The following is a 25,073-nucleotide window of genomic DNA, read 5'->3' as shown; positions in this document are numbered from 1 at the left end:
AAGGGCGTGCATGAATGAAACAAGTAGAAACGATTGACAAACTGCAAATGGTACTATTGTTTCAGGCTTTTATCACAGGGTCTACGATCATTAACATTCAAGGTCCTTTCATTGGAATCGCAGAAAACGGAGCATGGATATCAATTCTACTCGCCAATGGATTTGGTGCCCTCGTGATGTTTGTTGTGCTTTACATGTACGAAAAGTACCCAACCTTATCGTATATACAATATACGAAAGTCTTGATGTGGAAACCGATCGCTTACTTGTTTGGTATCTCTCTTGCATTGATTGTTATTCTCTTTACAGCTAACATCACATATGGAATGGGACAATTTTTAACAACTTCAATGATGAAAGATACTCCTTTATACATCTTTCACTTCTTGATCATTCTGGTAGCTTCCCTAACCGTTCGACAAGGGATCGAAGTCATGGCTCGGATGTTCCATGGGATCTTCTACTTTCTTTTTTTTATCATCTTCTCAATTTTAGTACTCAATGTTACACAGTATCACCCAGAATTTCTAAAGCCCGTCCTCTCAATAGGGTGGAAACCCGTGTTTCACGCGGCATATGTAGGTATCGGATTTCCTTACATAGACATCATGTATTTTGCCATGATCCTTCCTTATCTTAAGAGGGATGATAAGCCTTTTAAGCGCTGGATGTACGGAGGTCTTATCCTTAATGGCATCATACTAGCTGTAACCATCATTGCATCGATTATGGTTTTTGGTCCAATGGTTACCTATGAGAAATTTCCGATCTTCCAGCTTGCAAGAATTATTGAGATTGGAGAAATCATTCAACGTGTGGAATCAGTTTTCGGAATCGCACTCATCATTGGGTCTTATATGAAAATAACGTTAATGCTATTTATCATCGTTGAGATCGTAACACAGCTATTCGACTTATCGAACAAACGGGCATTCGTCTTTCCATTAGGGCTGCTCGTGTATCTCTTTTCCACAACAAGCTTCAATAACGAAGTTGAACTTGGAGAAAGCGGTTTGATTATGGAAACGATTCTTGCTTTTTCTCTTGGTTTTCTACCTTTATTGATTGTCGCTGCGCGAGCTCTCATCAAACGCTAGTTTCGTTCGTGTGCGAATTGAAGCTTGCCTCTTGCGCCTACAACTAATTTTTTCATAGTATCTCTGTCACTTGTTACATATCGCGCATATACTCTTTCTTTTTCCTCAACAATTTCGATGAACTCTCCGGCTGGGAAAAGATCATCCATGTCTTGTGAAGAATAACTTGCTGTTCGTTCTTTCTCTTTGTTGTATACGTCTAACCTGTTAAATTGATCACCATCCATAACGACATGAATGTGATGATAGCCTGACATTACTCCGATATCATCATGGTCACTTACATATGGTGGCGTGTTGATCTGATGCTGTTTGATCATTCCTGTAAAAACAAGTGCTAAGATGAGCACTCCTGTCATGATTAACCCTTTCACTTGCGTCCCCTCATCATTCGTTTTATACAGGTTATTCATCCTAAGGGGAACTGTGAAAAAAGCAGTTTCACACCACAAAAAAAGCACACCTATCAAAAGGTGTGCTTAAACTTACTTACCGGTTTTTTCTAACTTTTTCACTTGTTTACTTCTTAGCTGACCACATGCAGCATCAATATCTGTTCCGTTCTCATGACGGATCACACAGTTGATGCCGTGCTTCTTAAGTGTATCGTAGAAACCAAGGATCGATTCTTTTTCACTGCGCTGATAAGAATGATCATCGACTGGGTTATAAGGGATCAAGTTCACATAGGAAAGTTTGCGCTTATCTTTCAACAGCTGAGCGAGCTGTACCGCTTCTTCCTTATGATCATTCACATCACGAAGCATAATATACTCAAACGTTATGCGGCGATTGGTCTTCTCAAGATAATAATCGATCGCTGGCATCAATTTACTTAGTGGATAAGCTTTATTGATCTTCATGATTCTCGTCCGCAGCTCATCGTTTGGCGCATGAAGAGAGATCGCAAGGTTAACTTGCAAGTCTTCATTTGCGAAATCATAAATCTGATCAGCAAGTCCACTAGTAGAAACCGTAATATGTCTAGCACCGATCGAAAGTCCTTTTTGAGAGTTAACGACGTGAAGGAAGTCCATCATGTTTTGATAGTTATCGAAAGGCTCTCCGATACCCATTATAACGATATGACTAACACGTTCGTCTTGTCCTTTATCATCTAACGCGTGTTGAACGTTCATAATTTGCTCAACGATTTCGCCACTAGTTAAATCACGACTTTTCTTTAGTAGTCCACTCGCACAGAATGAACAGCCGATATTACAGCCTACCTGCGTCGTTACACATACTGACAAGCCATAATGGAACCTCATGAGTACTGTTTCAATAACGTTCCCATCTTGTAATTTAAACAAGAACTTAATCGTACCATCAGAAGATTCCTGTTTTATTTCTTGTTCTAGTGTTTGAATCACAAAGTTCTCTTTTAGTAGTTGAATACACTCTTTATTAACGTTGTTCATTTCTGAGAAGTCTTTTACGCGCTTTTTATATAACCAATCCCACACTTGTGAAGCACGGAATTTCTTATGACCATGTTCCATCAGCCAATCGGTCAACTGATCAAAAGTCAGTCCGTATATAGATTGTTTCATTTGTAACCCTCTTTTCAATTCTTAGCCATTCATTCCTATACTACTAGAAGTATGCCCAACAAGCAATGGGTTAAGACGAGTTTCCATACCTTAATAAAGAGTTCTTTGTCCTGATAACTTATTTACTTTGTGTTTTGCATCTTTCTTTTATCGCTGCTAGAGCACTTTCTTTGTCAGTTTCATCAACTTCATGCCATCGAATTTTTCTGCCGAATTCATCCGCTTTTGCATAAGCATAAATTTTATCATCAAATTCCGCTACGCTAATCTCCCAAAAATAGGACACTTCTGCACCTGTTGGCTGAGTGACGTCAACCTTATATAAGTAATAATCTACTTTATTCAGCATCGTTTCCCTCCTTCCCTATAAGAACTTCTTTTTACCTTCTCAGTTTATTTTACACTATAAAAAAACAGCTGCTAACCAGCTGTTTTAAGTCTATCCTAAATTTTGTACGTCCCACGTTCTTATTGAATAGTACCCACTGTTGATCTTTTCCTTTTCAGCCATCAACGTGCTTTGTAATTCAGATGGGAGCTTTGTAAACGTTCCGTGTAAAGGATCGATCCCATCATAGCTACTGTATATCGGCACAGTGACAATTTGTTTATCCACTGTATCAAAGCAATGAAGACATAAAAATCCTACGCTCCTCATTCGATATGAAAACATGATTCGATACCGTTCGTTCATGTTCTACCCCTCCTTTTGTTCGTGTTAACAGTATGTACGAACAACAGTTCGTTTATACACGGAAAAAAAGCACCTGAGAAAAACAGGTGCTTTTGCTTTAGAACGTAGGGATAGCGTCTGTATATTAGCGGCTTGATAAAATTTTTGATTTTGCTTCTAGTCTTCTTTTATGCAAGATCGGCTCGGTATACCCATTCGGCTGATCGATTCCTTTGAAGACGAGATCACAAGCAGCTTGGAAAGCGATCGACTGGTCATAATCGCTGGCCATCGGTCGATATTCGGGGTCATTGGCGTTTTGTTTATCAACGACTTTCGCCATTCGTTTCATCGTGCTCATAACCTGCTCTTCAGTACAAACACCATGACGTAACCAGTTAGCCATATGTTGACTAGAAATTCTGAGTGTCGCACGATCTTCCATTAAGTCAACATTGTGAATATCAGGAACTTTAGAGCACCCGACACCGTGCTCAACCCAGCGAACAACGTATCCTAAGATACCCTGAGCGTTATTATCGAGTTCTTCTTGAATGTCATCTTCAGACCAATTCGCTTGTTCAACAACAGGGATTTCTAGAAGATCATCTTGGTAGTTTGAGGTTAATTGAGCTAATTCAGTTTGTACAGACGGTACATGCACTTCATGATAATGGAGTGCGTGTAAGGTTGCTGCGGTTGGGGATGGAACCCAAGCAGTGTTTGCTCCTGCCTTAAGCTGACTTCCTTTTTGATCTAACATTTCAGCCATCAAGTCCGGCATTGCCCACATGCCTTTCCCAATTTGCGCTACACCAGTAAAGCCCGTTTTTAAGCCTTGTTGTACATTAGATTTCTCGTAACTTTGTAGCCAAACGGAGTTTTTCATCTCTTTCTTTCGAACAACTGCACCTGCTTCCATCGAAGTATGAATTTCATCGCCAGTGCGATCTAGGAATCCTGTATTGATAAAGACGATGCGCTCTTTTACTTCATTGATACAGTTGCGTAGGTTTAATGTGGTTCTACGCTCTTCGTCCATCACGCCTATTTTAATCGTATGTCGTTCAAGACCAAGAACATCTTCAGTTCTATTAAATAACTCATTCGCAAAAGCGACCTCTTTCGAACCGTGCATTTTTGGTTTTACGATATAGATTGAACCTTTTTTGGAGTTTTCGTACTTCCCGTTTCGTAAGACATCGTGTTTTGCGATTAGTCCAGTAATGACAGTGTCTAAAATCCCTTCTGGCACTTCGTTGCCTTCGCGATCTAAAACAGCGTTTGTAGTCATGAGGTGACCAACATTTCGCGCGAACATGAGAGATCTTCCTGATAAGGAAAACCTTTCGCCATTTGGACTTACATATTCCCGATCCCCATTTAATGTTCTTGAAACCGTCTTCGCTCCTTTTGTAAAGGAAGCAGTTAGATCTCCTTTTATAAGACCTAAGAAATTTCTATAGACCACGACCTTGTCTTCAGCATCCACCGCCGCAACGGAGTCTTCAAAGTCCATAATGGTCGTTAGTGCAGATTCAATGAAAACATCCTTCACGCCAGCAGAATCATTACGACCGATCGAATGGTTTCGATCGATCTGTATTTCTAGGTGAATGCCGTTATTTTTCAGAAGGATTTTGCTTGGATTCGTTTCATCTCCTAAATAACCCACAAACTGAGTAGAATCCAATAAAACGCTTTCCTTCGAATCATGTAAACGTGCACGTAGTAATCCGTTCTTAATGAAGTAATTAATTACATTACTGTGGCTATCATTTTTTAAAGGAACTGTTTTATCCAAGACGCTTTTTGCATAAGAGATGACCTTATCTCCTCTGATAGGGTTGTATTCTCCACTACGCTCAGCTCCGTCACCTTCTTCGATAACATCCGTCCCATACAATGCATCATAGAGACTTCCCCAACGCGCGTTCGCCGCGTTGATTGCATATCTTGCATTATTAACTGGTACGACTAGCTGAGGACCCGCCTGATTCGCAATCTCATCATCAACGTTTGTAGTACTTATGTGGAAGTCGCTCACTTCAGGTTCAATATAGTCTAACTTTTTTAAGTAAGCTTTGTACTGCTCAAGGTCAAACGCTTTATTTGATTTGTGCCAGGCGTTCAAGTTTTCCTGAAATTCGTCACGTGATTTCAATAAAGATTTGTTTTTTGGAGCTAGATCTTGAACGATTTCTCCTAATCCATTCCAAAACTGGTCTTTTGAAACGCCGCTTTCAGGTAGTACATCTGTATTAATAAATTCATAGAGTTCACTAGCTACCTGCAAATATTCTTCTTGAACATAGCCTTTCATAAGCATCTCTCCTCCATAAGTTATACAGTCACTTAATCAGAACTGTCTTATCGTTATGTATTATCATATAATAGAAGCGAACTTTTATATAATACATATATGGAATACGTACTATTCTTTGTGGTTATAAACCTTTGATTCTACTATCCCAGGAGTGATTCTATGGAAATTCGTCACCTTGAATACTTTACTGAAGTTGCGAAACAGCTAAGTTTTACAAAGGCTGCTGCAACTCTGCACGTTTCACAACCTTCAATAAGTAAATCCATCAAACAAATAGAAGATGAGCTAGGAGTACCACTTTTTTACCGATCTAAGCAACTAGAGTTAACAGACGCTGGTAAAGCAGTGCTTGTCAACGCAAAGAAAGTCCTTCAGTCATTTGATAACATGACAGCCGAGTTATCTGATATTACCGCAATCAAAAAAGGTGAGATTAAAATTGGGATTCCTCCTATCATCGGTGCAGCTTTTTTTTCGAATTTAATTAGTCGATTCAAAGAGCTATATCCTAACGTCACCATCCTTCTGACAGAAGTCGGCTCAAAACGGATCAAACAAGGCGTAGAGGATGGCTCATTAGATGTAGGATTGGTTTGTAATCTTCCAATGCAGGAAGCGAATTTTGAGACACTTCCTCTCATAAAAGATCCTTTGATGGCGATCGTTCACTCAGATCATCCGTTAAGCAGAAGGGGGAAAGTGACGATTTCTGATTTAGATAACGAACCGTTTATTATGTATCGTGAAGATTTCACCCTATATGATCGTATCATTGAAGATTTTACAAAACATGGCTTTTATCCGAACATCGTTTGTCAGAGTTCCCAAAAAGATTTCATGATCGAAATGGTAGAAGCAAAACTCGGATTGGCATTACTCCCTGATAAAATTGCAATGCGTATAAAAAATCCATCGATCGAGGCTCTTCAAATTGCTGATTCAGATGTCAGTCTAGAACTAGGATTGATCTGGAAAAAAGATAAGTATTTATCTTTTGCGGTACGAGAATTTATCAAGCTTGCCAAAATGTGAATGTAGTAAACCCGATGAATGTTTTCATCGGGTTCGATTTGATTACTCTTCTGTTATTTCCCATTGATGTTCAAACTCAACACACCCTTTTAGGGTTTGGGCGACAGGACAACCTCGTTCAAACACTGCTAACGCTCGCTCGGCAGCATCTCTCTTCCCTTCTGGAATCACAAGGTTATACGTACACTTGATTTTTGTAATCTTTAAGACGCCATCTGGTGCTTCGATGAGCCCTTCAAATTGACCAGATAGTTTATCTGGAAATGTTGGTATTTGGCGCGCTTCCAGCGCACCTGATAATGTACCAGTTAGTCAGCCACCAGCTGCAGCAACGATATGGTCTAGTGTGGATGGATATTCTTCTTCAACAGAAACACCGTAAAAATCTTTGACGCCTCCGTGAACACCAAATTCAATCGGTTCTTGAAAATCTGCGATGTAAGCGCGTCGCTTCTTGCCTTTGTCTTGCTCGATTCGTATATTTGATATTTCGATCGGTTTACTCAAACAATCCCTCCTATATTCTTCGTTATTATTCATTTTCCACTGCAACTATTTCGTTAAACAATGTATCAAATCCTTCTATCGATATTAAGAGAAGGGATAACGAGATAATGGTAGAATAAAGTATCAAAAGGGGGAATGGTAAATGCCTAAAACGTGGGATCAATCGATCGAAATACATGCACCCATCGAGGTAGTGTGGGGGTATTTAGATGGTTCATTAGAAAATATGCAGAAAATCATGCCGAATGTAGTGGAAAATACGCCCGTTAAAGTGACTGATGAGGGTGTTGGGAGTATAGCGAGACAGAAATATCGCGAAGGCAAACGCGTGATGGAATATGATGTACATACGTTAGAGTATATGGATAAAGAAGAAGAGAAAAAGCTAACGATCGCTTTTAACCTTGGTGGGATGTTTGATATTGAAGGCACCTATGAATTGTTTAAACTATCTGAAGATACGACGAAGCTTCGATATACGGGTTTTAATAAACCGTTGAAATGGTACATCAAACCGTTCGTGCTCTTTTCCAGTGATAAAGTGGTTAACGAATTTTTAGATAGAGTGAAGCGTGTATCTGAAAATCGAGAATAGAAGCCAGATGATGTCTGGCTTTTTCATATATCTTTTCGACTGTTCACTTCAAAAGCAGCTCTGACACCTGACTCAATTGCTCCTTCGATCCAGCCATGGAATGATGAAGTATGTTCGCCAGCAAAGTGCACTCGACCTTCAGGTTGAGTGACAACCTTTTCAAATTCAGTAATTTGGTTTGGTTTATAAAGAGTAAAGCATCCACCTGAAAATTCATTTTGACTCCAACTAAATGAAGCCCCATTCAAATAATCATCAAATACCCGTTTTCCGTGAACCTTCGCAAGATCTTCAAGCGACTGAGTGATTTGTTGTTCTAGCGATAAACTATTCCATAACATTGCATTATCTTCCCAGCTATAACTGGCGAGTAACACCCCGCTTGTTGACTCATCGACGGTTCGACTAGGAGTATATGTATACCGGTTTGGGAAATCCGATATTAGGTTCGCACCGCCAAGTCCTTCCTCCTCCCAAAAATTCTTTTTAAATTGAATGCCGATCTTCATAGACGCCACGTAATGGAGCTCTCGAATTGCTTTCCATTTTTCAAAAGAAAACGAATGATAAGGGTACACTTCAATAAATTGAAACACAGAAAATGGGACGGTCATGATGACTACATCACTTTTAAACGTGTTGATTTCTCCAGTTTGTTGGTTCCGACTTTGAACCACGATATTCCTCGGTCTTTGTACCAACCTGTGTACTTTTTCGCTATAGAGAATGTTCTCTTCTAGTTCGTTAAGAAAGGACTTTGGCAAGCGGTCATTTCCGCCAGTTATCTCATTAAATTCTAACTCCGCATTAAACACTGTATTAACGATATCCGTTAAAATATCAACGAAGGATAGCTCTGAGAACCCCTCGATTCCTAATAACACCTTGATCATACGAACGGCATTTGGTGAGAGAGATGGCCCGATGGGATTGTATCTCAGAAAGTTTTCCATGGAATAGCGATCGAACTTTCTTCTTAAGAAATCTTTTTGGCTTTGATCCCCCTTCTCATATAGCGTATAAAAGGGTTGTACCGCACTTAAAAATAATTCTACAGCTGTTTTTCCCTTTTCCTCTGGTCGTACTGGGAAGTTAAGGATATCCGGGTTTTGTTCATACTCTTCCCTACTTACCTGAATGCCATTGGCATATAGGATATCTTTCGGTGAGCTGTTAATAAATTTATTTATTGGTAAGTTAAAACGTGAGATATATTCATATGTTAATTTATGGGTAACAGGAATCCTCATAGCACCGACATCAAGGTATTTACCATCAGTAAAAGGCTCTCTCATCGTATAGATTCTTCCACCAATCCGCGTGTTTCCTTCAAGAATCGTTACATTATGCCCCGCACTTTTTAGAAGGGATGCTGATACAAGCCCAGACATTCCTGCACCGATAATCATAACATTCAAAGTTCGATCTGATTTAGGTAGACCATTTCGTATGACTGCAAGCATATCATCTGGATAACTCAGTGAGTGATCAATCGGTTGCCTCATCGTTTCCCTCCTTTTTATCACCCTATGTAGAGGAAGGAATTTATATGTTTAAGTCGTACTTGATACTTGCATCACCATCTTATAGTTGACCATAGTGACTCCATTCTTTTTGACCTGCTGCTTTTTCACTACCTTAAACCCTTGACGTTCAAAGAACGGTTTCGCGGTGATGCTTGCTTCAGTAGTCATTTGTTGTAAACCAAGCTGTTTCGCTTTTGTTAAGAGTTTGTGTACAAGCGCGGTAGCGACATCTTGCAGCTGATAATCTTTATGAACATAAAGAAGGTCTAAAACTCCCTCTCCTGTTAAATCAGCAAACCCAATAATAATACCATCCTCGGTAGCGACGTATGTATCATGATGATGAAGAGATTTTACCCATTCACTCTTTCTTTTTTCTCTTTCGTCGGGATTAGCCCAAGCAGCTATTTGTTCATACGAATAGTCTCGAGAGTTAATCGAATGGACGGTATCATAAAATAAATCGATGATGGGTTGAATATCTTCTTCATGGAACTTTCTAATCATCATATGAATCCCTCCTATCACTACTTGCTAACCATGCGTTGAAGAAATTTGAAAGACAGTGCACGTGCACTGTCTTTTAAGGATCACCTCATGTTTTCAACAAGCATGGCCATGCCCTGACCTCCACCTACGCACAGCGTTGCGATTCCATAACGTTCATTTCTTCTCTTCATTTCATACATCAATGACGTTAATATTCTAGCACCTGTAGCTCCGAGCGGGTGCCCGAGCGCGATGGCACCTCCGTTGACATTTACTTTACTAACGTCAAGGTTTAGTTCTCTTATAACAGCGAGTGCCTGCGCTGCGAAAGCTTCGTTAAGTTCAATCAAGCCGATCTCTTGAAGGGACATGTTTGTTCTCTCAAGCAACCTTTTTACAGCCGGGACTGGTCCAACTCCCATGATTTCTGGTGACACACCTGAAGTAGCCCAATCAACTACGCGAGCGAGGGGTTCTACGTTCAATGCTTTTGCTTTTTCTTCGCTCATGATAAGCATGGCTACTGCACCATCATTTCTTCCACATGCATTCCCGGCTGTTACGGTCCCATTCTCTTTAAAAACGGGATTCAGTTTCGAAAGCTTTTCGAATGTTGTCCCAGGTCTCGGATGTTCATCTGTATCAAATAAATAAGAATCTCGTTTTGATTTAATCTCTACCGGCGTGATTTCTTCGTTGAAGGTTCCTTTTTCAATAGCAACAGCTGCTCTCCTTTGGCTTTCAGCTGCAAAGTGGTCCTGATCTTCTCTCGAAATCTCATATCGATCAGCAACATTTTCGGCAGTCATCCCCATTCCAAGTTTTGAACCGAAAAGTTCGATTGGCTGCTGTCCAGCTTCTGTGTTGGAATCCACCAATTGTGTCCTGTCTCCTCCAAAGCGACTGTTACGTAAATAGATGGGAGCATTACTTAAGCTTTCAGTCCCACCAGCAACGACGACCTCTGCTTGTCCAGTTTGAACTTGTTGTACAGCAGATGCAACAGCTTGCATTCCAGATGCACAAAGTCTATTTATCGTAAAGCCAGGCGCAGTTTCTGAGATACCAGCCCGTAATCCTGCTACCCTCGCTACGTTTGACGATTCTGTCGTCTGTCTTACTTCTCCTAAGATGACTTCATCAACGGATTCTGGTGAGATTCCTGCCCGCTTAACCGATTCTTTTATAGCGATCGCGGCAAGTTCTCCAGAATTAATATTCTTCAGTGCTCCTCCATATCGTCCGACTGGCGTACGTACTGCTTCAACGATTACGATTCGTTCTTTCATCTTGCTTCCTCCCTATGTTCTCAGCTTCGCTATGAATATGTATAGAACCCTTTTCCACTCTTCTTGCCAAGATGACCTGCTTTAACGTACTTCGTTAAGATCGGGCAAGGTCTATATTTCTCCCCAAGCGTTTCGTATAGATACTGCATGTTACGAAGTCTTGTATCTAGTCCAACTAAATCTGCAAGTTCAAGCGGTCCCATGGGATGGTTTAACCCTAATTTCATCGCCTTATCGATGTCTTCAGGGGACGCCACGCCTTCCATCACCATATTCATCGCTTCGTTTCCTATCAAACAGTTCATTCGGCTTACTGCAAAACCTGGAAACTCATTGATCTTTACACACTCTTTCCCAATCGCTTCTCCAAATGCAACTGCTTTTTGGATCGTTTCTTCAGATGTCTCAAGCCCGCAAATAACTTCAATTAATTTCATTCTAGGGACAGGGTTAAAAAAGTGAAGGGCAATGCATTTCTCTGGACGGCTAGTTTGTGCAGCAATTTCTGTTGGTGACATCGTTGATGTGTTTGTTGCAAGAATCGTATGATCAGGTGTCATTTCATCAAGCTGTTTAAAGATGCTCGTCTTTAATTCCATAATCTCTAACACAGCTTCGATCACAAGATCTCGATCGTTCACTGCTGCATTCAACTCAGTCGTGTACTCGATCGAACCCAAGGACGAATCTGCTTCTTCCCTCGTTAGGATTTCTTTCGCAACTGCACGTTCAAACTCTTTTTCATGGTAAGCTTTGGCCTTTTCTAAAGAGGATTCGTTTATATCTTGAAGAATAACGGATAAGCCTGAAATGGCTACGGAATACGCAATGCCTCGTCCCATCGTACCTGATCCGATCACTGCTACTTTTTTAATCGTCATTAAGAACCACCCCTCGTTTGATAACGCTTTCAATCTGTGTTACAGACATTTTATTCTCAAGTAATAATTACTTTTCCTTTTCCATAAACTTACCTGTTAGTCGATCTCAAAGATCTTTCCAGGGTTCATGATGCCATTTGGATCGAGTGATCGTTTTATTCCGCGCATCACTTCGAATGCTGGACCATGTTCCATCTGCTGGTATTTCATTTTCCCTGTGCCAACACCGTGTTCTCCAGTACATGTTCCGCCTTTTTCGAGTGCATAGTGCACGAGGTGCTGATTTAGTTTAGTTGCTTTATCGAGTTCTGTTGGGTCATTAGGGTCTAACATGACGATCGCATGATAATTACCATCCCCAACATGGCCAAGCAACGCACCGTCTAACCCGTACGCTTCTATCGCTTTTCTTGCATCAATAATCGCACCTGCTAGTTCAGATATCGGAACGCAAACGTCGGTAACCATCATTTTTTTACCAGGAGAGTCATGGCTAAATGAATAGGCAAGATTATGACGTGCTTCCCATAGTTGAGCTCGTTTTTTTGAGTCATGCTCAAAAATAAATTCATCGCAGTTGTTGTCTTCCGCAATGCTTTCAGCAAATGCAACGTCTTGTTTTAACCCTGCTTCATTGCCGTGAAACTCAATAAAGACGGTAGGTTTTTCTAAATAATTCGTTTCATTTGTTTTGTTTACTTGTTGAATCGATCTCGCATCAACAAGTTCCATCCTCGCTACAGGTATGCCAGCATGAAGAATGTTCGTGACAGTCGAAACCGCGTTTTCTATTTCTGGGAAAACGATACGTCCAGCGAGAATCGTTTCTGGAATTCCATAAACTTTTAATGTAAGTTCTGAAAAAGTACCAAGTGTTCCTTCCGAGCCTACGAAAAGGCTGTTCAGATGATACCCTGATGATGATTTAGCTGTTAAGCTCCCTGTATGTATCACTCTTCCATCAGCAAGCACCACTTCCATATCTCGAACGACATCTCTCATCACACCGTAGCGAACGGATGTTGTGCCACTTGCATTTGTAGAAGCCATCCCACCGATCGTCGCATCAGCTCCTGGGTCTACAGTGAAAAATAGTCCGTACTTTTTAAGTTCTCTATTCAACTGTGAACGTGTTACACCAGGCTGTACGCGAACTAAAAAATCATCGGGACGTACTTCGATGATTTTGTTCATAAGTTGAAAATCGATCGAAATGCCGCCTTGGTAGGGAATCACATGTCCTTCAAGGCTTGATCCAAGCCCGAATGGTACGATCGGTATTCCATGTTTATTTGCTTCAGATACGACGTTACGAATGTCGTCTGTATTCTTTGGAAACACGACGACATCTGGATTATGAGGAGTATGATATGACTCATCCCTACTATGTTGATCAATGATTGTTTCGTTTGTACTGATTTGGTCTGGTTCAAGTAGAGTTGATAGGACCTCAAGGATATTCTTCAAAATGAATACACCTTCCAATCTTTTGTGTAAAATTATAATTATTCTGACAAATATCGTCACTCTTATTATGAACCAAAAGTCATCAAAGGACAATGGCCGAGCAACACATAAAAAACCAGGTACATTCCATGTACCTGGCAATTCATATTATTTTCCGATAAACATTTGCGTCCAGTAATGTCCATCTTGAGCTAGTCCGACACCAATATGGGTGAAATTACCGTTCATGATGTTCTTGCGGTGCCCTTCACTTTTCATCCATGCGTCAACAACAGCTTCTGGCGTTTGTTGTCCTTGGGCGATGTTCTCACCTGCAGTCTTAAAGTCAACACCAAAATCTCTCATCATATCGAATGGTGATCCATACGTTGGACTTGTGTGCGAGAAGTAATTATTCTTCTGCATATCTCGTGATTTTTCTTGAGCTACATCACTTAATTTCGTGAATGCTTTTAGATCAGAAAGACCTTGCTTTCTTCTCTCTTTGTTCGTTAGGTCGATTACTTGCTGTACTTCTTTGCTAATTTCTCCAGATGGTTCTGCTTGCTTTTCGTCATTCCCTTGTGCAGGTTGTTGATTATTCTGTCCCTGGTTGTTGTTGTAGTTGTTTTGCCCGTCTCTAGCGCGTTGCTTTGCCTGCTCATCTCCCCCACCTATTCCATACTGCTCTGGGAATCCTTCAGGTAGGTACTCTCTAGGATCAATACCAGGAATCGCTTCTTTGAACTCAAACTGACCTTTCTTCACAATTTCTCCATGTGGGAACTTGCTACTAGGTGTTTCAGTGCTGTAAGAGTTCGGATCGATTGTAATTTGACCAGAATTGATTCGCTGAATGCCTTCAGTTGGAGCTGTTGTATTCATATTCATTGCTTCGTTTTTATCATTATCACCGTTAGCGTTACATGCTCCGAGTAGGATTAACCCGGGAAGTAATAACGGCATTAATTTTTTGTACATGCTTTGCCCTCCTTGTGTAATTTTTCTTACATCCTTAGTTTTTCATCAAAAGGGCAAAGTATTTGTGGTAAAAACCGTGAATTCATCCATGAAAATAAGCCTCTCTGCATTTGTTGCAGAGAGGCTTTGTGTTATCAGCCAGTATTACGAAGTCCGGCAGCAATTCCATTAATTGTGAGTAAAATTTCTTTTAACAATTCATTATCAGAGCTATTGTCAGCTCTGTATTTTGAAATCAACTCGACTTGAAGTGAGCTTAATGGATCTACGTAAGGGTTTCTTAGGCGGATAGAGTCTTTAATGTTCGGTGTTCCATCTAATAATTCTTCTTGCCCTGTAATCGTGAGGATTACATTTTTCGTCAGATGATATTCTTCAACAATCATGTTGAAGATACGTTCTGCTACGTTTTCGTCTTTAATCAACGCCATATACTTTTCTGCAGTTGGTAAATCTGCTTTCATTAGACCCATCTGCAAGTTATCGATTAATGAAGCAAAAAACGGCCATTTTTCATACATTTGCTTAAGTTCGCTCAAGCCTTCTGGAGTCGAAGCATACTGATTAAGTCCAGTTCCAGATGCGTACCATGCTGGCATAAGCTGACGACTCTGTGTCCAAGCAAACACCCATGGAATAGCACGTAGATCATCAAAGCTGTTCGTACCTTTTCTGCTCATCGGACGAGAACCGATGTTTAGTGCACCTAATTCAGGTAAAGGTGTCCCGTTAGTGAAGTAAGTTAGAAATCCTTCATCTCTGAACACAAGGGACTGATACTTCTCAAGTGAAAGCTCTGACATCATCTCCATAGCTTCCTGCCATTTTTCTTGATCTGGATCTTTTTCTATCCCCGTTACAGCTGCTGAAAGTAATGTAGTTGTTGCTTGTTCAAGGCTTCGGTACGCAATATCGTACAGAAGGTAGCGAGAAGATAGAACTTCACCCTGTTCAGTGATTTTCACACCTGCTTTGTACGTTTCTGGTGGCTGAGAAAGTAAACTTCTTCTCAATGGTCCACCGCCACGTCCAAGTGCTCCGCCTCTACCGTGGAAAAATTTAAGCTTAAGGTTTCGTTCTTGTGCGATCTGGCTAATCTCTTGCTGGGCTTGGTATAGCTTCCAATTCGCAGTTAGCGTTCCGCCATCTTTACTGCCGTCAGAATAGCCGAGCATAATTTCTTGGCGGTTCCCAAGTTGGTTAAGGTGTTTTTGATAAACGTCTAGGTCAAAAAGCACTTCCATCGTATTCCCACCGGCTTTTAGGTCATCGATCGTCTCAAGAAGTGGTGCTACGTTAAGATTACTTTCAATACTCCCATCGGAGTGCAATCGGTAGATCCCTGCCTCTTTTGCAAGTACTAAAACCTCAAGTAGATCACTCGCTGTTTGGGTCATACTGATTAAGTACACTGAAATCGACTCGTTCCCAAACTCGTTGTGCGCTTTCTTGATCATCGTGAAGATATCGAGGATTTCTTGAGTCTCACTCGTATAATCTTCATATGTTGACAATACTGGTCGAGGATCCTCTAGGACTTCTGTAAGTAGAGTAACCTTTTCACTTTCGGATAATGAGGAATAATCATCACAAAGTTTGACGCGCTGCAATAATTCATTGATAGCACCTTCGTGTTTCCCACTGTGGTTTCGAATATCTAGTGTTGCTAGGTGGAATCGGAAGAGTGTTACCTGACGGATAAGTTTGTGAAGGTCATCAAAATGAAACCCTTCTGGATAATGTTGACGAAGGCTATTTTCGATTAGCCTTAAATCATCAATAAACTCATCCGCATCTTGGTATCCCATCGTTGTACCAATCTTATTTAGTTTCTCGAGCACATAAGATAGCTTCACACGGTAAGATTCATGTGGCACTCCCCACCGCTTAACATGTGGAAGCGTCTCTTCATCTTGTTCAATCGATGCGATAAGTTCACCACAAATCGGGACCCGATTAGAAGACTGACTTAATTTTTTCATGAGCTCTTTTACGGATTGCTTATATTTAGAAATAACGACTTCACGCTGCTTCTCTAGCGTCTTCCAAGTTACTTCAGGCGTAACAAATGGGTTACCATCTCGGTCTCCACCAATCCATGAACCAAAGTTTAGGATGTTTGGGATGTTCCATGAAACATCTGGGTAATGTTCTTTTAGGCATTCATCAAGTTCTTCATGAATTTCTGGAAGCACATCAAACAACGTTTCTTCAAAATAAAATAGCCCTAAATTCACTTCATCCATAACGGTAGGCTTCTTATGTCGGAGCTCGTCTGTTTGCCAAAGTGTTGTAATTTCGTTATAGATTGAATCCTTGATACTCTTTTTCTCTCTAGAAGTAAGTAATGGGCTGTCCATTTCTCGAAGAGCATTAGCGATTCGCTTATGAATTTCAAGCACTGATCGACGAGTTGACTCAGTTGGGTGAGCTGTCAGAATCAATTCCAATGAAAGGGATTCTAGTGTTTCTTCGATCAACTCTCCAGGCACATTGTTTTGTTTAAGCATTGATATTGCATGTGGAATAGAACCAGGTTGTGATTGGTCTTCTTCAAGCATTTGATAATCTCTTCTTCTTCTAATTCTGTGATTTTGTTCAGCAATGTTTACCAGATGAAAATATAATGCAAAAGCACGAATAACCTGTTTCCGTAATGGAGATTGTAGGTTTTGTATCGTCTCTTCTAACTCCTTCGTCATTTCATCCGTTGCATCTTGTCTGATCGATTTCGTCTTTTCACGAATCGACTCCACTTTTTCTAGAAGTCCAGGTCCGCCATGCTGCACTAAAACGTCACCGAGTAAGTTACCTAACATATTGATGTCACGCCTTAGTGCAACGTGGTGGTTTTGTTGTGATGTTGTTGCTGTATCGAGTTTTGCCATCTGCGACCATCCTTCCTTGATTTTAAATTCGAAAATTAAAATTATTTCAATATTTCTATTATATACAAGAAATTTTATTTTTGTCACGTAATAAGAAAGCGTTTGTAGATAGTCGCATTCCCTATAGTAACTAGTGAGAAAGGGATGGAAGCGGATACATTATTCTTGAAATTTTTCTCTGAAACCATAGAAAAACCCGCAGTATTTGCGGGTTTCTAAACAAATTCTATAAGTGGAATTTTTTTCTGAACTGCTCGATTTTTTTATTTTCCCCTACGATCAGAATCACATCATTATTTTGAAATGCGACTTCTGCATACCGACTTAGAATCGGTGAGTCCTCCCTCAAGATCAGAGAAACGTTAAGATCATACTTTCTTGAAAAGTCTAATTCTAGAAGAGTTTTTCCGACGAGTTCTTCAGGTACTTTTAATTCAACTGCTGAAACGTTTTTCGTGATTTCGATATATTCGATCACATTAGGCATCGTAATCTGTCTTGCTACTTTCATTCCGGCTTCTTCTTCTGGATAAATCACTCGATCTGCACCTAAATTTGAGAGGATTTCTCCGATTTCTTTACTCGTAGCCTTTACGATAATTTCCTTTGCATTCCGTTCTCTTAGCCTGTTCGTGATAAGGATGGCTGAGTATGAATCTGTACCGATCGCAACGAATACTGCATCGAATTGATCGACATTTAAATCGTCCATCACACCATTCTCTCTAAGGTCCCCTACGATCGAATGGGTGGCGTATTTCTCAACATCCTCGAGAGGCCCTTCGTCTTTGTCACAAACGATTACATCGCATTTTTGTTCATACAGTTCTTGTATGATTCCCTTTGCGAATCTTCCTGCCCCTAATACTAAAAATTGTTTTCTCACTTGATCAACCTCCTTCTTATCCCACAGCTAGGTCTTCTTTTAAATATCGAGTTTTTGATTTTTCAATTTTAAAAACAACATAAATAAAGCTGAAAATACCTATTCTCCCGATGATCATCAAAATGCATAACAGGAGCTTAGAGAAGGTTGCTAGTTCTCCTGTAATCCCCATGGACAGTCCAGTGTTCGTTAGGGCTGAGAGTACTTGAAAAGCAATCAATTCAATTTCCTGCAACTCGAAAAGTGAAAGTGCAACAGTCGATAACCCAAACAGAAATACAAAGCTTACAAAGATTAGAAAAGCTTTATTGATGGAGTCTTGTGAAATCGTCTTTTTCATCAATGTCGTATGTTCTTGAGATTTCGCAACAGAAACCATCTTAGCCATCAAAACGGAGAAAGTTGTTAAGCGTAACCCTCCTCCTGTACTGGACGAAGCGCCACCAATGAACATAAGGATCATGAGAATTAGGACTGTCGTGATGTGAAGTGTAGATATGTCGATCGTCGTTAATCCGCCGTTCCGAGTTGTTGCAGATAGAAAGAACACATTGAACAATTTATCTGTAAACGAAAGGTGGTGGAATGCCCCATTATGTTCAAGTGTATAATAAATTACTGCTGCTAAAAGAAATAATGACGTATGGAGCCGTATGTTGATTCGTGAGAACAAACTCCTTTTACGCCGAAACGGATTTATGTATTCTACGATCGTGGGAAACCCAAGACTTCCGATGAAAATCATCACCATGGTCGTTAATAAAAACAAACGACTTTCTTGAAATGACATAAGGCTATCGCCAAAAAGGTCGAATCCAGCGTTTGTAAAGCTCGCGACACTGTGAAATACCGTTACAAAGATCGCTTCTTTCAAAGAAGCAAATTCGTCTCGTATTCCGTTGAACATTAAAGCAAACCCTATTGCTTCAACAATAAGCGCGATCATTAGGACGGATATACTTAACGATTTAATCGTTTTTAATTTGGATTGATTTTGGTCTTTAGAAAGGAGAAGCATACTCGACATGGTAAGCTTCTTACCCATCATCATGAATAGGTAACTGATGAGGACGAGTATTCCTACTCCGCCAAGCTGCATTTCAATGATGAGGATAGCTTGACCAACCCTCGTAAGCTGTGTAGAAACATCGATTACTGATAATCCAGTCACACTAAGAGCACTGGTTGATACAAACAATGCATCCACAAATGGGAGGCCTCCAACATTTGCAAAAGGAAGGGCATAGAATAGGCTAAACAGTAAAATAGTCCCCACGTACATCATAAATATATAACGAAAAGATTGAATGGTTGATTTGTTTTTATACATAACATCTCTCCAACTAGTGGGTATCTTCACATTTATTTACAGCATATACACTATATCATACATTAAAAACAGGCTATGAAAAAAACTCCTTACTATTAAGGAGTTTTTGCTTGTTGTTTTATTATATAGTCGTATAATCCCATAGCACATACAGATAAATCTAGCTCTATGTAGCGATAGATGTGATGGTCGGTTGGAATTCCTTGATTACTGAGTGTTGCTTTCACTTTTGCAAATAAGTCATCCGCAATCAGTTTACTAACATGTTCAGGTGCACCCTCGTTAACATCATTTGCGATTGTTTCAGCTGAACGAATAAATTCAGGTAACCAATACGTTAATTGTTCGGTTACGTGTTCAGGTGCATCCGATTTCCCGTAGTGTCCAAAATAAATTGCATCAGGGTTGAAAGCCATGATCTTCTCAAGCGAATCAAGCATATCATGGGGGTTGAACTGATTAGGAGATGTTGATGGTAGGTAAAGCTCAACACCTGATAGAGGATAATAAACCCCTATCGTATCGCCTACAAAGACACCGTTTGTTTTTGAGTCATGGATTGAAAAGTGATGCTTCGCATGGCCCGGAGTATCGATGAAGGTAAGAACTCGATCCTCTCCAACCGCCAACTTTTCTCCATCCTCCATCGTGAGTAAACGATCGGATGGAATCGGAATGATCGGATCAAAAAGTTCATCGAATTTCTCACCGTATACAGCTTTTGCTCCTTGAATTAAGCGTGAAGGATTCTCAAGGTGTCGGTAGCCCTTCTGATGGACGATCACTCTAGCATTTGGACATTTTTCAAGGAAGAGTCCAGTCCCTCCAGCGTGGTCAAGATGAATATGAGTCACGATGATGTTACGTACATTCTTTAAGTCGAAATTTAGTTCTTCAAGACCGTTTAGTAAATGAGGAATCGATGGACTTGCACTCGTTTCGATAATCGTGATTTCTTCTTCGGCAAGGATATAGCTACCAGTTCTTTTTTCTAGGTTAAGATCATTTAGATCAACTAAGTATAAATCCTCACCAATTTTTTCAGGTTGGGTCATTTTGATCGTCCTTTCATCCATACTTTTTCTTTTTATCATGAAAGGCTTCTTCAAGACAGCCACAAACTCCTCTAATTCTAAGGAATTGCTAGTATGATTGCAGTGTTCTTTCAATCAATCGAGTAATGTCCTTAAACCTGTTTTTCCCGCCAAATGGACTATCGAGAAGACTGCACAACGCTACGAGATCAGAGAGTTTCGCTAATTGTCTCCAGTTAGACGATAATATGATACCGTTGTTTTTCAAACCAGTTAAGAGCCCCTCTTCAAATGACTCCATATTCGGAAAGTGATCGTAGCGAATCATGTTACCGATGTCTAAATAAATGCTCCCTGAAAAAGCAAATTCCCAGTCTAATACAGCACTGACTTCAGTTCCCTCTATTAAGAGGTTAAGTCCGTTAAAGTCACCGTGAACGAGCCTAGCTTCACTTTCGTCTTCTAAGAAAAGTACAGCATGTTTTTTTGCGTATGCAAGGATTCTATTTGTTAAAGACTGTGAGATTCTTGAGGTCATCGGTCCGTTTTGAACAAACGATTCAATTATTTCAATAAAGGATGTTTGAGTTAGACGAAATGGTTCTTTTACTGTTACATTCGCATCTAAAAAGCCATGTGAATCAAACGATAGCTTCCGCAACGAAGCGAGTTGTTCACCAACGGAATGACCAATCGAATACATCTCATTAGATGAAGAAGTTAACCGATCTCTTAATAAAACTCCTTCTTTCCATTCAACCAGTGCAACACTAAACTCTGGTCGATGTGAGAGATATAGGAATTCAGGGGTTCTGACTTCTTTAGGTAGAATTTGATTAAGATTCTGTTCAAGGGTGAGTGTTTTCTTGTTCGTAGTGAACCTGGCAACAAGAGATGACCCATCATTGAGGTCTAATTTGTAATTAGAGTGGCTCAATCCACCTTTTAATAAATGAATGTTTGAGATGGATAATCCGGGTTGATAGCTTTCTACAATAGCAGAAAAGGTCTTTTCATCTGGTTCGATAATCGGCTTATTCCGTTCCCAGTTCGTTTTCATCGTGCACCTCCTACTGTTGTTGCTAAAAAAAGAGCTCTTTCGTTTTTAGAAAGAGCTCTTTGATTAATTCCAACTTATTGGTAATGGCAAAACATCCTGGATGTTTTTTTCATAGCTTGTTCTCTCATTTTCCGTCATCCAAATCGTCACTGATCCCTTATCTTGACTTGTTCGAATCAAGCGCCCCACGCCCTGGCGGAGTCTAAGCAGCATGTAAGGTAGGTCCACATCCCCTTCAGGATTCCCCGCATGCTTGCGCTTTGCTTGGAATACAGGGTCGTTCGGTGGCATTGGAAGAGATGAAATGATGACGTGTGAGAGTGACTCACCCGGGACATCTAAACCTTCCCATAGGTGATACGAACACAATACTGCAGAAGGATCATCTTGAAATTCTTTAACCGTTTCACTAATTTCACGATCGCCTTCGTAAATCATTTTAAATGACCAGTCTTTCCTGCCTGCCCATGTTTTAAAACGGTTCATTTCTTCTGATGATGAGAATAGGATCAATGAATGACCATTATTCTTTGTAAGTGAATCTCCGATATCGCTCCACTTTTCTTCTTCATCACCTTCAATATTTCCTTTTAACTCCATCTGCTCTTCGTAGTCAAACGGGGAGTTCACAGAAAATGAAGCGTGTTTTTCAATCCCTAAACTGTTAGAGATATAAGAAAAATCCCCTGCTTGTGATAACGTTGCTGAAGAGAAAATGAATGGGATTTTCTGAGAGAAAACTTCTTTTCTTAATATATCTTCAACGAGTCTTGGCATGATGACGAGGCTCGTATCAGTAGATGTTTCTTCTAGCCAATGAATTCCCTCACCATCTTTAAGGAAGGTTCTTAACCCATAAGCGAAGAACTCTAAATATTCTTCCATGATCTTTACATGATAATCATCCATCACATATAGCTCTGAATCGAATACAAGTTGTTCTAGTAGCGCATCTACTTTGTGAACGATGGTCTCAGCTATCGATACGATCGAATCAGTTCTTGAAACATCTTTTCGTACTGACCCTTCAACGGATTTTGCGTTTTGACTTAATTGTGCGAACCATTCATCGTGAAGTTCAAGGATATCCTCTACAAGCGTGAGGGATTCTTCTCTGACGTCCTGATCCATATATCCTGTAAGGACATTCGAGAGTGTTTCTGAATGGAAACGATAAGTTAGCCCTTTTTGTGCTGAAAACTCAAGTAAATGGCCTTCGTCAAATACAACAGTACTCGCTTCAGGTAAAAGAGGTAGCTGTCCTTCTCTTTTACGAGATTCTTTCGTCCAAATATGTTCCATATAAAAGTCATGTGAGCAAATGATAAGATCGCTTGCTTGACGATAATGCTTACGGTTCAGCGTTTGCCCACAGCGGTGACGCCAATCACAAGTAGAACATTGCTGCAGTGGATCCCACGCGATTTTTTCCCATTTTTCATTAGGGACCCAAGGGTATTCCTTTCGATCACCGTATCGATAAAAGGATTGCATGGAAGCAGCTGGTTCATAGACAAATTCAGGGATTTCGTCATGAACACTTAAGATATCTTCGTCATCTGTGCGATGGGAAAGATAGTCTAGTTTTTTCACACATACATATTGTTCTCTTGCTTTTGCTAGTCGCACATCTACAGTTAACCCAAGTGCCTTCTCAAGTTTTTCGATGTCGCCACCTTTTTTTACAAGCTGCTCAATCAGCGTTTCATCTGCACAGGAAATGATTGCTGGCTTTCTAGAGTATCTTGCATAACAGATGGCATAAAGTAGGTAGACAAATGTCTTCCCTGTTCCTACCCCAGCTTCAGCAAATACAACGCTTTTATTCTTAAAAGCCTGTTCGATTTGAAAGGCCATAAAGATCTGTTCATCTCGGAGCTCATAACCGTGTTCAGGAAGAATGTCATAAAAGACATCACCAATGTAGTCTCCAAGCACATCATAAAATGAATCTTCTTTTGTTATTTCAAATGGTAATGGTTGAGTCATGTACGGTCTCCTCTTCTAGATTGGTACGTCCTCTTTTTCAAGAAAACCAACCCTTATCATAACAGATATCCTAGGAAAAGTGGTGATTAACTCTCATTGGTATACCGTAATTTTCTGGTAGATAAGAATCGAAACGATTGTTACCAGAAAAAAACGCCTGACTAGGCGTTTTAAATCAATAGGTTAAATAAATCCTGATCTTTATTTATCTCAATATAAGAGAAGCCACTTATCTCCATTCTTTCAATTAAAGGGTGATAATCTTCCACTTTGTTCAATTCGATACCGACTAGAACGGGACCTTTATCTCTATTATTTTTCTTCGTGTATTCAAAACGTGTGATATCGTCGGTAGGTCCCAGTACATCCGCCATGAATTCTTTTAGAGCTCCAGCACGCTGAGGGAAATGAACAATAAAATAATGCTTTAAACCTTCATAGATCAATGAGCGTTCCTGGATTTCTTGCATACGATTGATATCATTATTCCCTCCGCTAATGATACAAACAACATTCTTACCTTTAATTTGATCTTGATAAAAATCCAAAGCAGCGATCGAGAGTGCTCCAGCTGGCTCAGCGACAATCGCATTTTGATTGTACAACTCAAGGATGGTCGTGCATATCTTTCCCTCTGGTACGAGGATGACGTCATCTAAAAGCTGTTTGCAAATCTCAAGTGTTAGTTTTCCTACTTGTTTCACTGCGGCACCATCGACGAATTTGTTGATGTATTCGAGAGGAACCATTTCATTACGATCAATGGAACTCTTCATTCCTGGAGCTCCTTCTGGTTCGACACCGATGACTTTCGTCTCTGGATTAATACTCTTTACGAAAGAACCGACACCAGATGCAAGTCCTCCTCCACCGATAGGAGCCATCACAACATCAACATGATCAAGATCGTTCATGATCTCAAGTCCAACTGTTCCTTGACCTGCAATCGTATGATAATCATCGAATGGATGGATAAAGGTCTTCTCTTCATGATTGCAGAAATCGATCGCTGTTTTAAACGAATCATCGAACGTATCTCCAGTTAGGATAACTTCAACTGAAGAACCACCGAATAGTTCAACTTGTGATACCTTTTGTCTAGGAGTCGTAGCCGGCATGAAAATATGCCCTTGAATGCCAAGTGTTTTACATGAATACGCCACGCCTTGAGCGTGATTTCCTGCACTCGCGCACACGACACCTCGTGCTTTTTCCTCGTTGTTTAGCCCGTGAATGCGGTTATAAGCACCTCGAATCTTAAATGATCGAACGTTTTGTAGGTCTTCCCTTTTTAAGTATATGTTACATTGATAACGCTCTGAAAGGATTTCATTGCGTTGAAGTGGTGTTCTTTCTGCTACGTCCTTCAACACCTGATTTGCGATAATGATATCTTCTACTTGTACTTTGCTAATTGTTTTACTCATTCTCGCTCTCCCTTTATTTAATAAGAATAATCTAACTTTTTAGAAATCATTTTAACATAGTTTA

The 25,073-nt window shown here is 40.2% G+C and carries 22 protein-coding genes and 1 pseudogene; 3 read left to right on the top strand and 20 right to left on the bottom strand.

Features of this window, described 5'->3' with window-relative positions; genetic code table 11:
- Positions 1 to 14: 14 nt before the first annotated feature.
- Positions 15 to 1,097, top strand: coding sequence for a GerAB/ArcD/ProY family transporter (locus tag ACXAHI_RS03250; protein WP_474845914.1), 1,083 nt, complete (start codon positions 15 to 17; stop codon positions 1,095 to 1,097).
- On the opposite strand, the gene ACXAHI_RS03245 is transcribed toward ACXAHI_RS03250, so the two are convergent.
- From ACXAHI_RS03245 to ACXAHI_RS03225, 5 genes are all read right to left on the bottom strand, one after another.
- Positions 1,094 to 1,471, bottom strand: coding sequence for a hypothetical protein (locus tag ACXAHI_RS03245; protein WP_474845912.1), 378 nt, complete (start codon positions 1,469 to 1,471; stop codon positions 1,094 to 1,096). The genes ACXAHI_RS03250 and ACXAHI_RS03245 overlap by 4 nt on opposite strands.
- 111 nt (positions 1,472 to 1,582) lie before the next feature.
- The gene (gene rlmN / locus ACXAHI_RS03240) at positions 1,583 to 2,650 is read right to left on the bottom strand and encodes a dual-specificity RNA methyltransferase RlmN (RefSeq protein ID WP_270182198.1); all 1,068 of its coding nucleotides are present in this window, start codon (positions 2,648 to 2,650) and stop codon (positions 1,583 to 1,585) included.
- Between the two features lie 118 nt (positions 2,651 to 2,768).
- Positions 2,769 to 2,999, bottom strand: a complete 231-nt coding sequence (locus ACXAHI_RS03235; protein WP_474845911.1) for a hypothetical protein — start codon at positions 2,997 to 2,999, stop codon at positions 2,769 to 2,771.
- A 90-nt stretch (positions 3,000 to 3,089) separates the two neighbouring features.
- Positions 3,090 to 3,344 (bottom strand): hypothetical protein, encoded by a 255-nt coding sequence (locus tag ACXAHI_RS03230; RefSeq protein WP_474845909.1) that lies wholly within the window; start codon positions 3,342 to 3,344, stop codon positions 3,090 to 3,092.
- 124 nt (positions 3,345 to 3,468) lie between these two features.
- Entirely contained in the window at positions 3,469 to 5,646 is a 2,178-nt protein-coding gene (locus ACXAHI_RS03225) for a malate synthase G (RefSeq protein ID WP_474845907.1), read from the bottom strand.
- A 162-nt stretch (positions 5,647 to 5,808) separates the two neighbouring features.
- On the opposite strand from ACXAHI_RS03225, the gene ACXAHI_RS03220 reads away from it, so the two are divergent.
- Positions 5,809 to 6,681 carry a LysR family transcriptional regulator gene (locus ACXAHI_RS03220; RefSeq protein WP_474845905.1) on the top strand — a complete coding sequence of 291 codons (873 nt, stop codon included), beginning with the start codon at positions 5,809 to 5,811 and terminating at the stop codon, positions 6,679 to 6,681.
- Between the two features lie 42 nt (positions 6,682 to 6,723).
- On the opposite strand, the pseudogene ACXAHI_RS03215 reads toward ACXAHI_RS03220, so the two are convergent.
- Positions 6,724 to 6,972 (bottom strand): annotated as a pseudogene (locus ACXAHI_RS03215) (OsmC family protein); the annotation flags it as partial.
- Positions 6,973 to 6,993: 21 nt separating this feature from the next.
- A complete protein-coding gene (locus ACXAHI_RS03210) occupies positions 6,994 to 7,188 on the bottom strand; it encodes a hypothetical protein (RefSeq protein ID WP_474845903.1) in 195 nt (64 codons plus the stop codon).
- A gap of 142 nt (positions 7,189 to 7,330) precedes the next feature.
- On the opposite strand from ACXAHI_RS03210, the gene ACXAHI_RS03205 reads away from it, so the two are divergent.
- On the top strand, positions 7,331 to 7,783 hold the full coding sequence (locus ACXAHI_RS03205) for an SRPBCC family protein (protein ID WP_474845901.1): 453 nt from the start codon (positions 7,331 to 7,333) through the stop codon (positions 7,781 to 7,783).
- A gap of 23 nt (positions 7,784 to 7,806) precedes the next feature.
- Here ACXAHI_RS03205 and ACXAHI_RS03200 read toward each other — a convergent pair whose 3' ends face one another.
- From ACXAHI_RS03200 to ilvA, 13 genes are all read right to left on the bottom strand, one after another.
- Positions 7,807 to 9,288, bottom strand: a complete 1,482-nt coding sequence (locus ACXAHI_RS03200) for a flavin monoamine oxidase family protein (protein WP_474845899.1) — start codon at positions 9,286 to 9,288, stop codon at positions 7,807 to 7,809.
- A gap of 48 nt (positions 9,289 to 9,336) precedes the next feature.
- Entirely contained in the window at positions 9,337 to 9,819 is a 483-nt protein-coding gene (locus ACXAHI_RS03195) for a GNAT family N-acetyltransferase (protein ID WP_474845897.1), read from the bottom strand.
- Between the two features lie 80 nt (positions 9,820 to 9,899).
- A complete protein-coding gene (locus ACXAHI_RS03190; RefSeq protein WP_474845895.1) occupies positions 9,900 to 11,087 on the bottom strand; it encodes a thiolase family protein in 1,188 nt (395 codons plus the stop codon).
- Between the two features lie 29 nt (positions 11,088 to 11,116).
- A complete protein-coding gene (locus ACXAHI_RS03185) occupies positions 11,117 to 11,968 on the bottom strand; it encodes a 3-hydroxyacyl-CoA dehydrogenase family protein (RefSeq protein ID WP_474845893.1) in 852 nt (283 codons plus the stop codon).
- Between the two features lie 96 nt (positions 11,969 to 12,064).
- Positions 12,065 to 13,435 carry an FAD-binding oxidoreductase gene (locus ACXAHI_RS03180; protein WP_474845891.1) on the bottom strand — a complete coding sequence of 457 codons (1,371 nt, stop codon included), beginning with the start codon at positions 13,433 to 13,435 and terminating at the stop codon, positions 12,065 to 12,067.
- 147 nt (positions 13,436 to 13,582) lie between these two features.
- Complete coding sequence (locus tag ACXAHI_RS03175) at positions 13,583 to 14,395, bottom strand: CAP domain-containing protein (RefSeq protein ID WP_474845889.1); 813 nt, start codon at positions 14,393 to 14,395, stop codon at positions 13,583 to 13,585.
- A gap of 134 nt (positions 14,396 to 14,529) precedes the next feature.
- Complete coding sequence (ppc, locus tag ACXAHI_RS03170) at positions 14,530 to 17,283, bottom strand: phosphoenolpyruvate carboxylase (protein ID WP_474845887.1); 2,754 nt, start codon at positions 17,281 to 17,283, stop codon at positions 14,530 to 14,532.
- A gap of 226 nt (positions 17,284 to 17,509) precedes the next feature.
- The gene (locus ACXAHI_RS03165; protein ID WP_474845885.1) at positions 17,510 to 18,169 is read right to left on the bottom strand and encodes a potassium channel family protein; all 660 of its coding nucleotides are present in this window, start codon (positions 18,167 to 18,169) and stop codon (positions 17,510 to 17,512) included.
- Between the two features lie 16 nt (positions 18,170 to 18,185).
- Positions 18,186 to 19,376: a TrkH family potassium uptake protein gene (locus ACXAHI_RS03160; protein ID WP_474845883.1), complete on the bottom strand. Its 1,191-nt coding sequence runs from the start codon at positions 19,374 to 19,376 to the stop codon at positions 18,186 to 18,188.
- 218 nt (positions 19,377 to 19,594) lie between these two features.
- Positions 19,595 to 20,554, bottom strand: a complete 960-nt coding sequence (locus ACXAHI_RS03155) for an MBL fold metallo-hydrolase (protein WP_474848054.1) — start codon at positions 20,552 to 20,554, stop codon at positions 19,595 to 19,597.
- 88 nt (positions 20,555 to 20,642) lie between these two features.
- Positions 20,643 to 21,593, bottom strand: coding sequence for a phosphotransferase family protein (locus tag ACXAHI_RS03150; RefSeq protein ID WP_474845881.1), 951 nt, complete (start codon positions 21,591 to 21,593; stop codon positions 20,643 to 20,645).
- A gap of 63 nt (positions 21,594 to 21,656) precedes the next feature.
- Positions 21,657 to 23,582, bottom strand: coding sequence for an ATP-dependent DNA helicase (locus ACXAHI_RS03145; RefSeq protein WP_474845879.1), 1,926 nt, complete (start codon positions 23,580 to 23,582; stop codon positions 21,657 to 21,659).
- A gap of 170 nt (positions 23,583 to 23,752) precedes the next feature.
- A complete protein-coding gene (ilvA, locus tag ACXAHI_RS03140) occupies positions 23,753 to 25,009 on the bottom strand; it encodes a threonine ammonia-lyase IlvA (RefSeq protein ID WP_474845877.1) in 1,257 nt (418 codons plus the stop codon).
- Positions 25,010 to 25,073: the final 64 nt, after the last annotated feature.

Source organism: Anaerobacillus sp. ABD4_527 (genome assembly GCF_056160805.1).
This window is presented reverse-complemented; position numbering and strand designations above follow the sequence as displayed.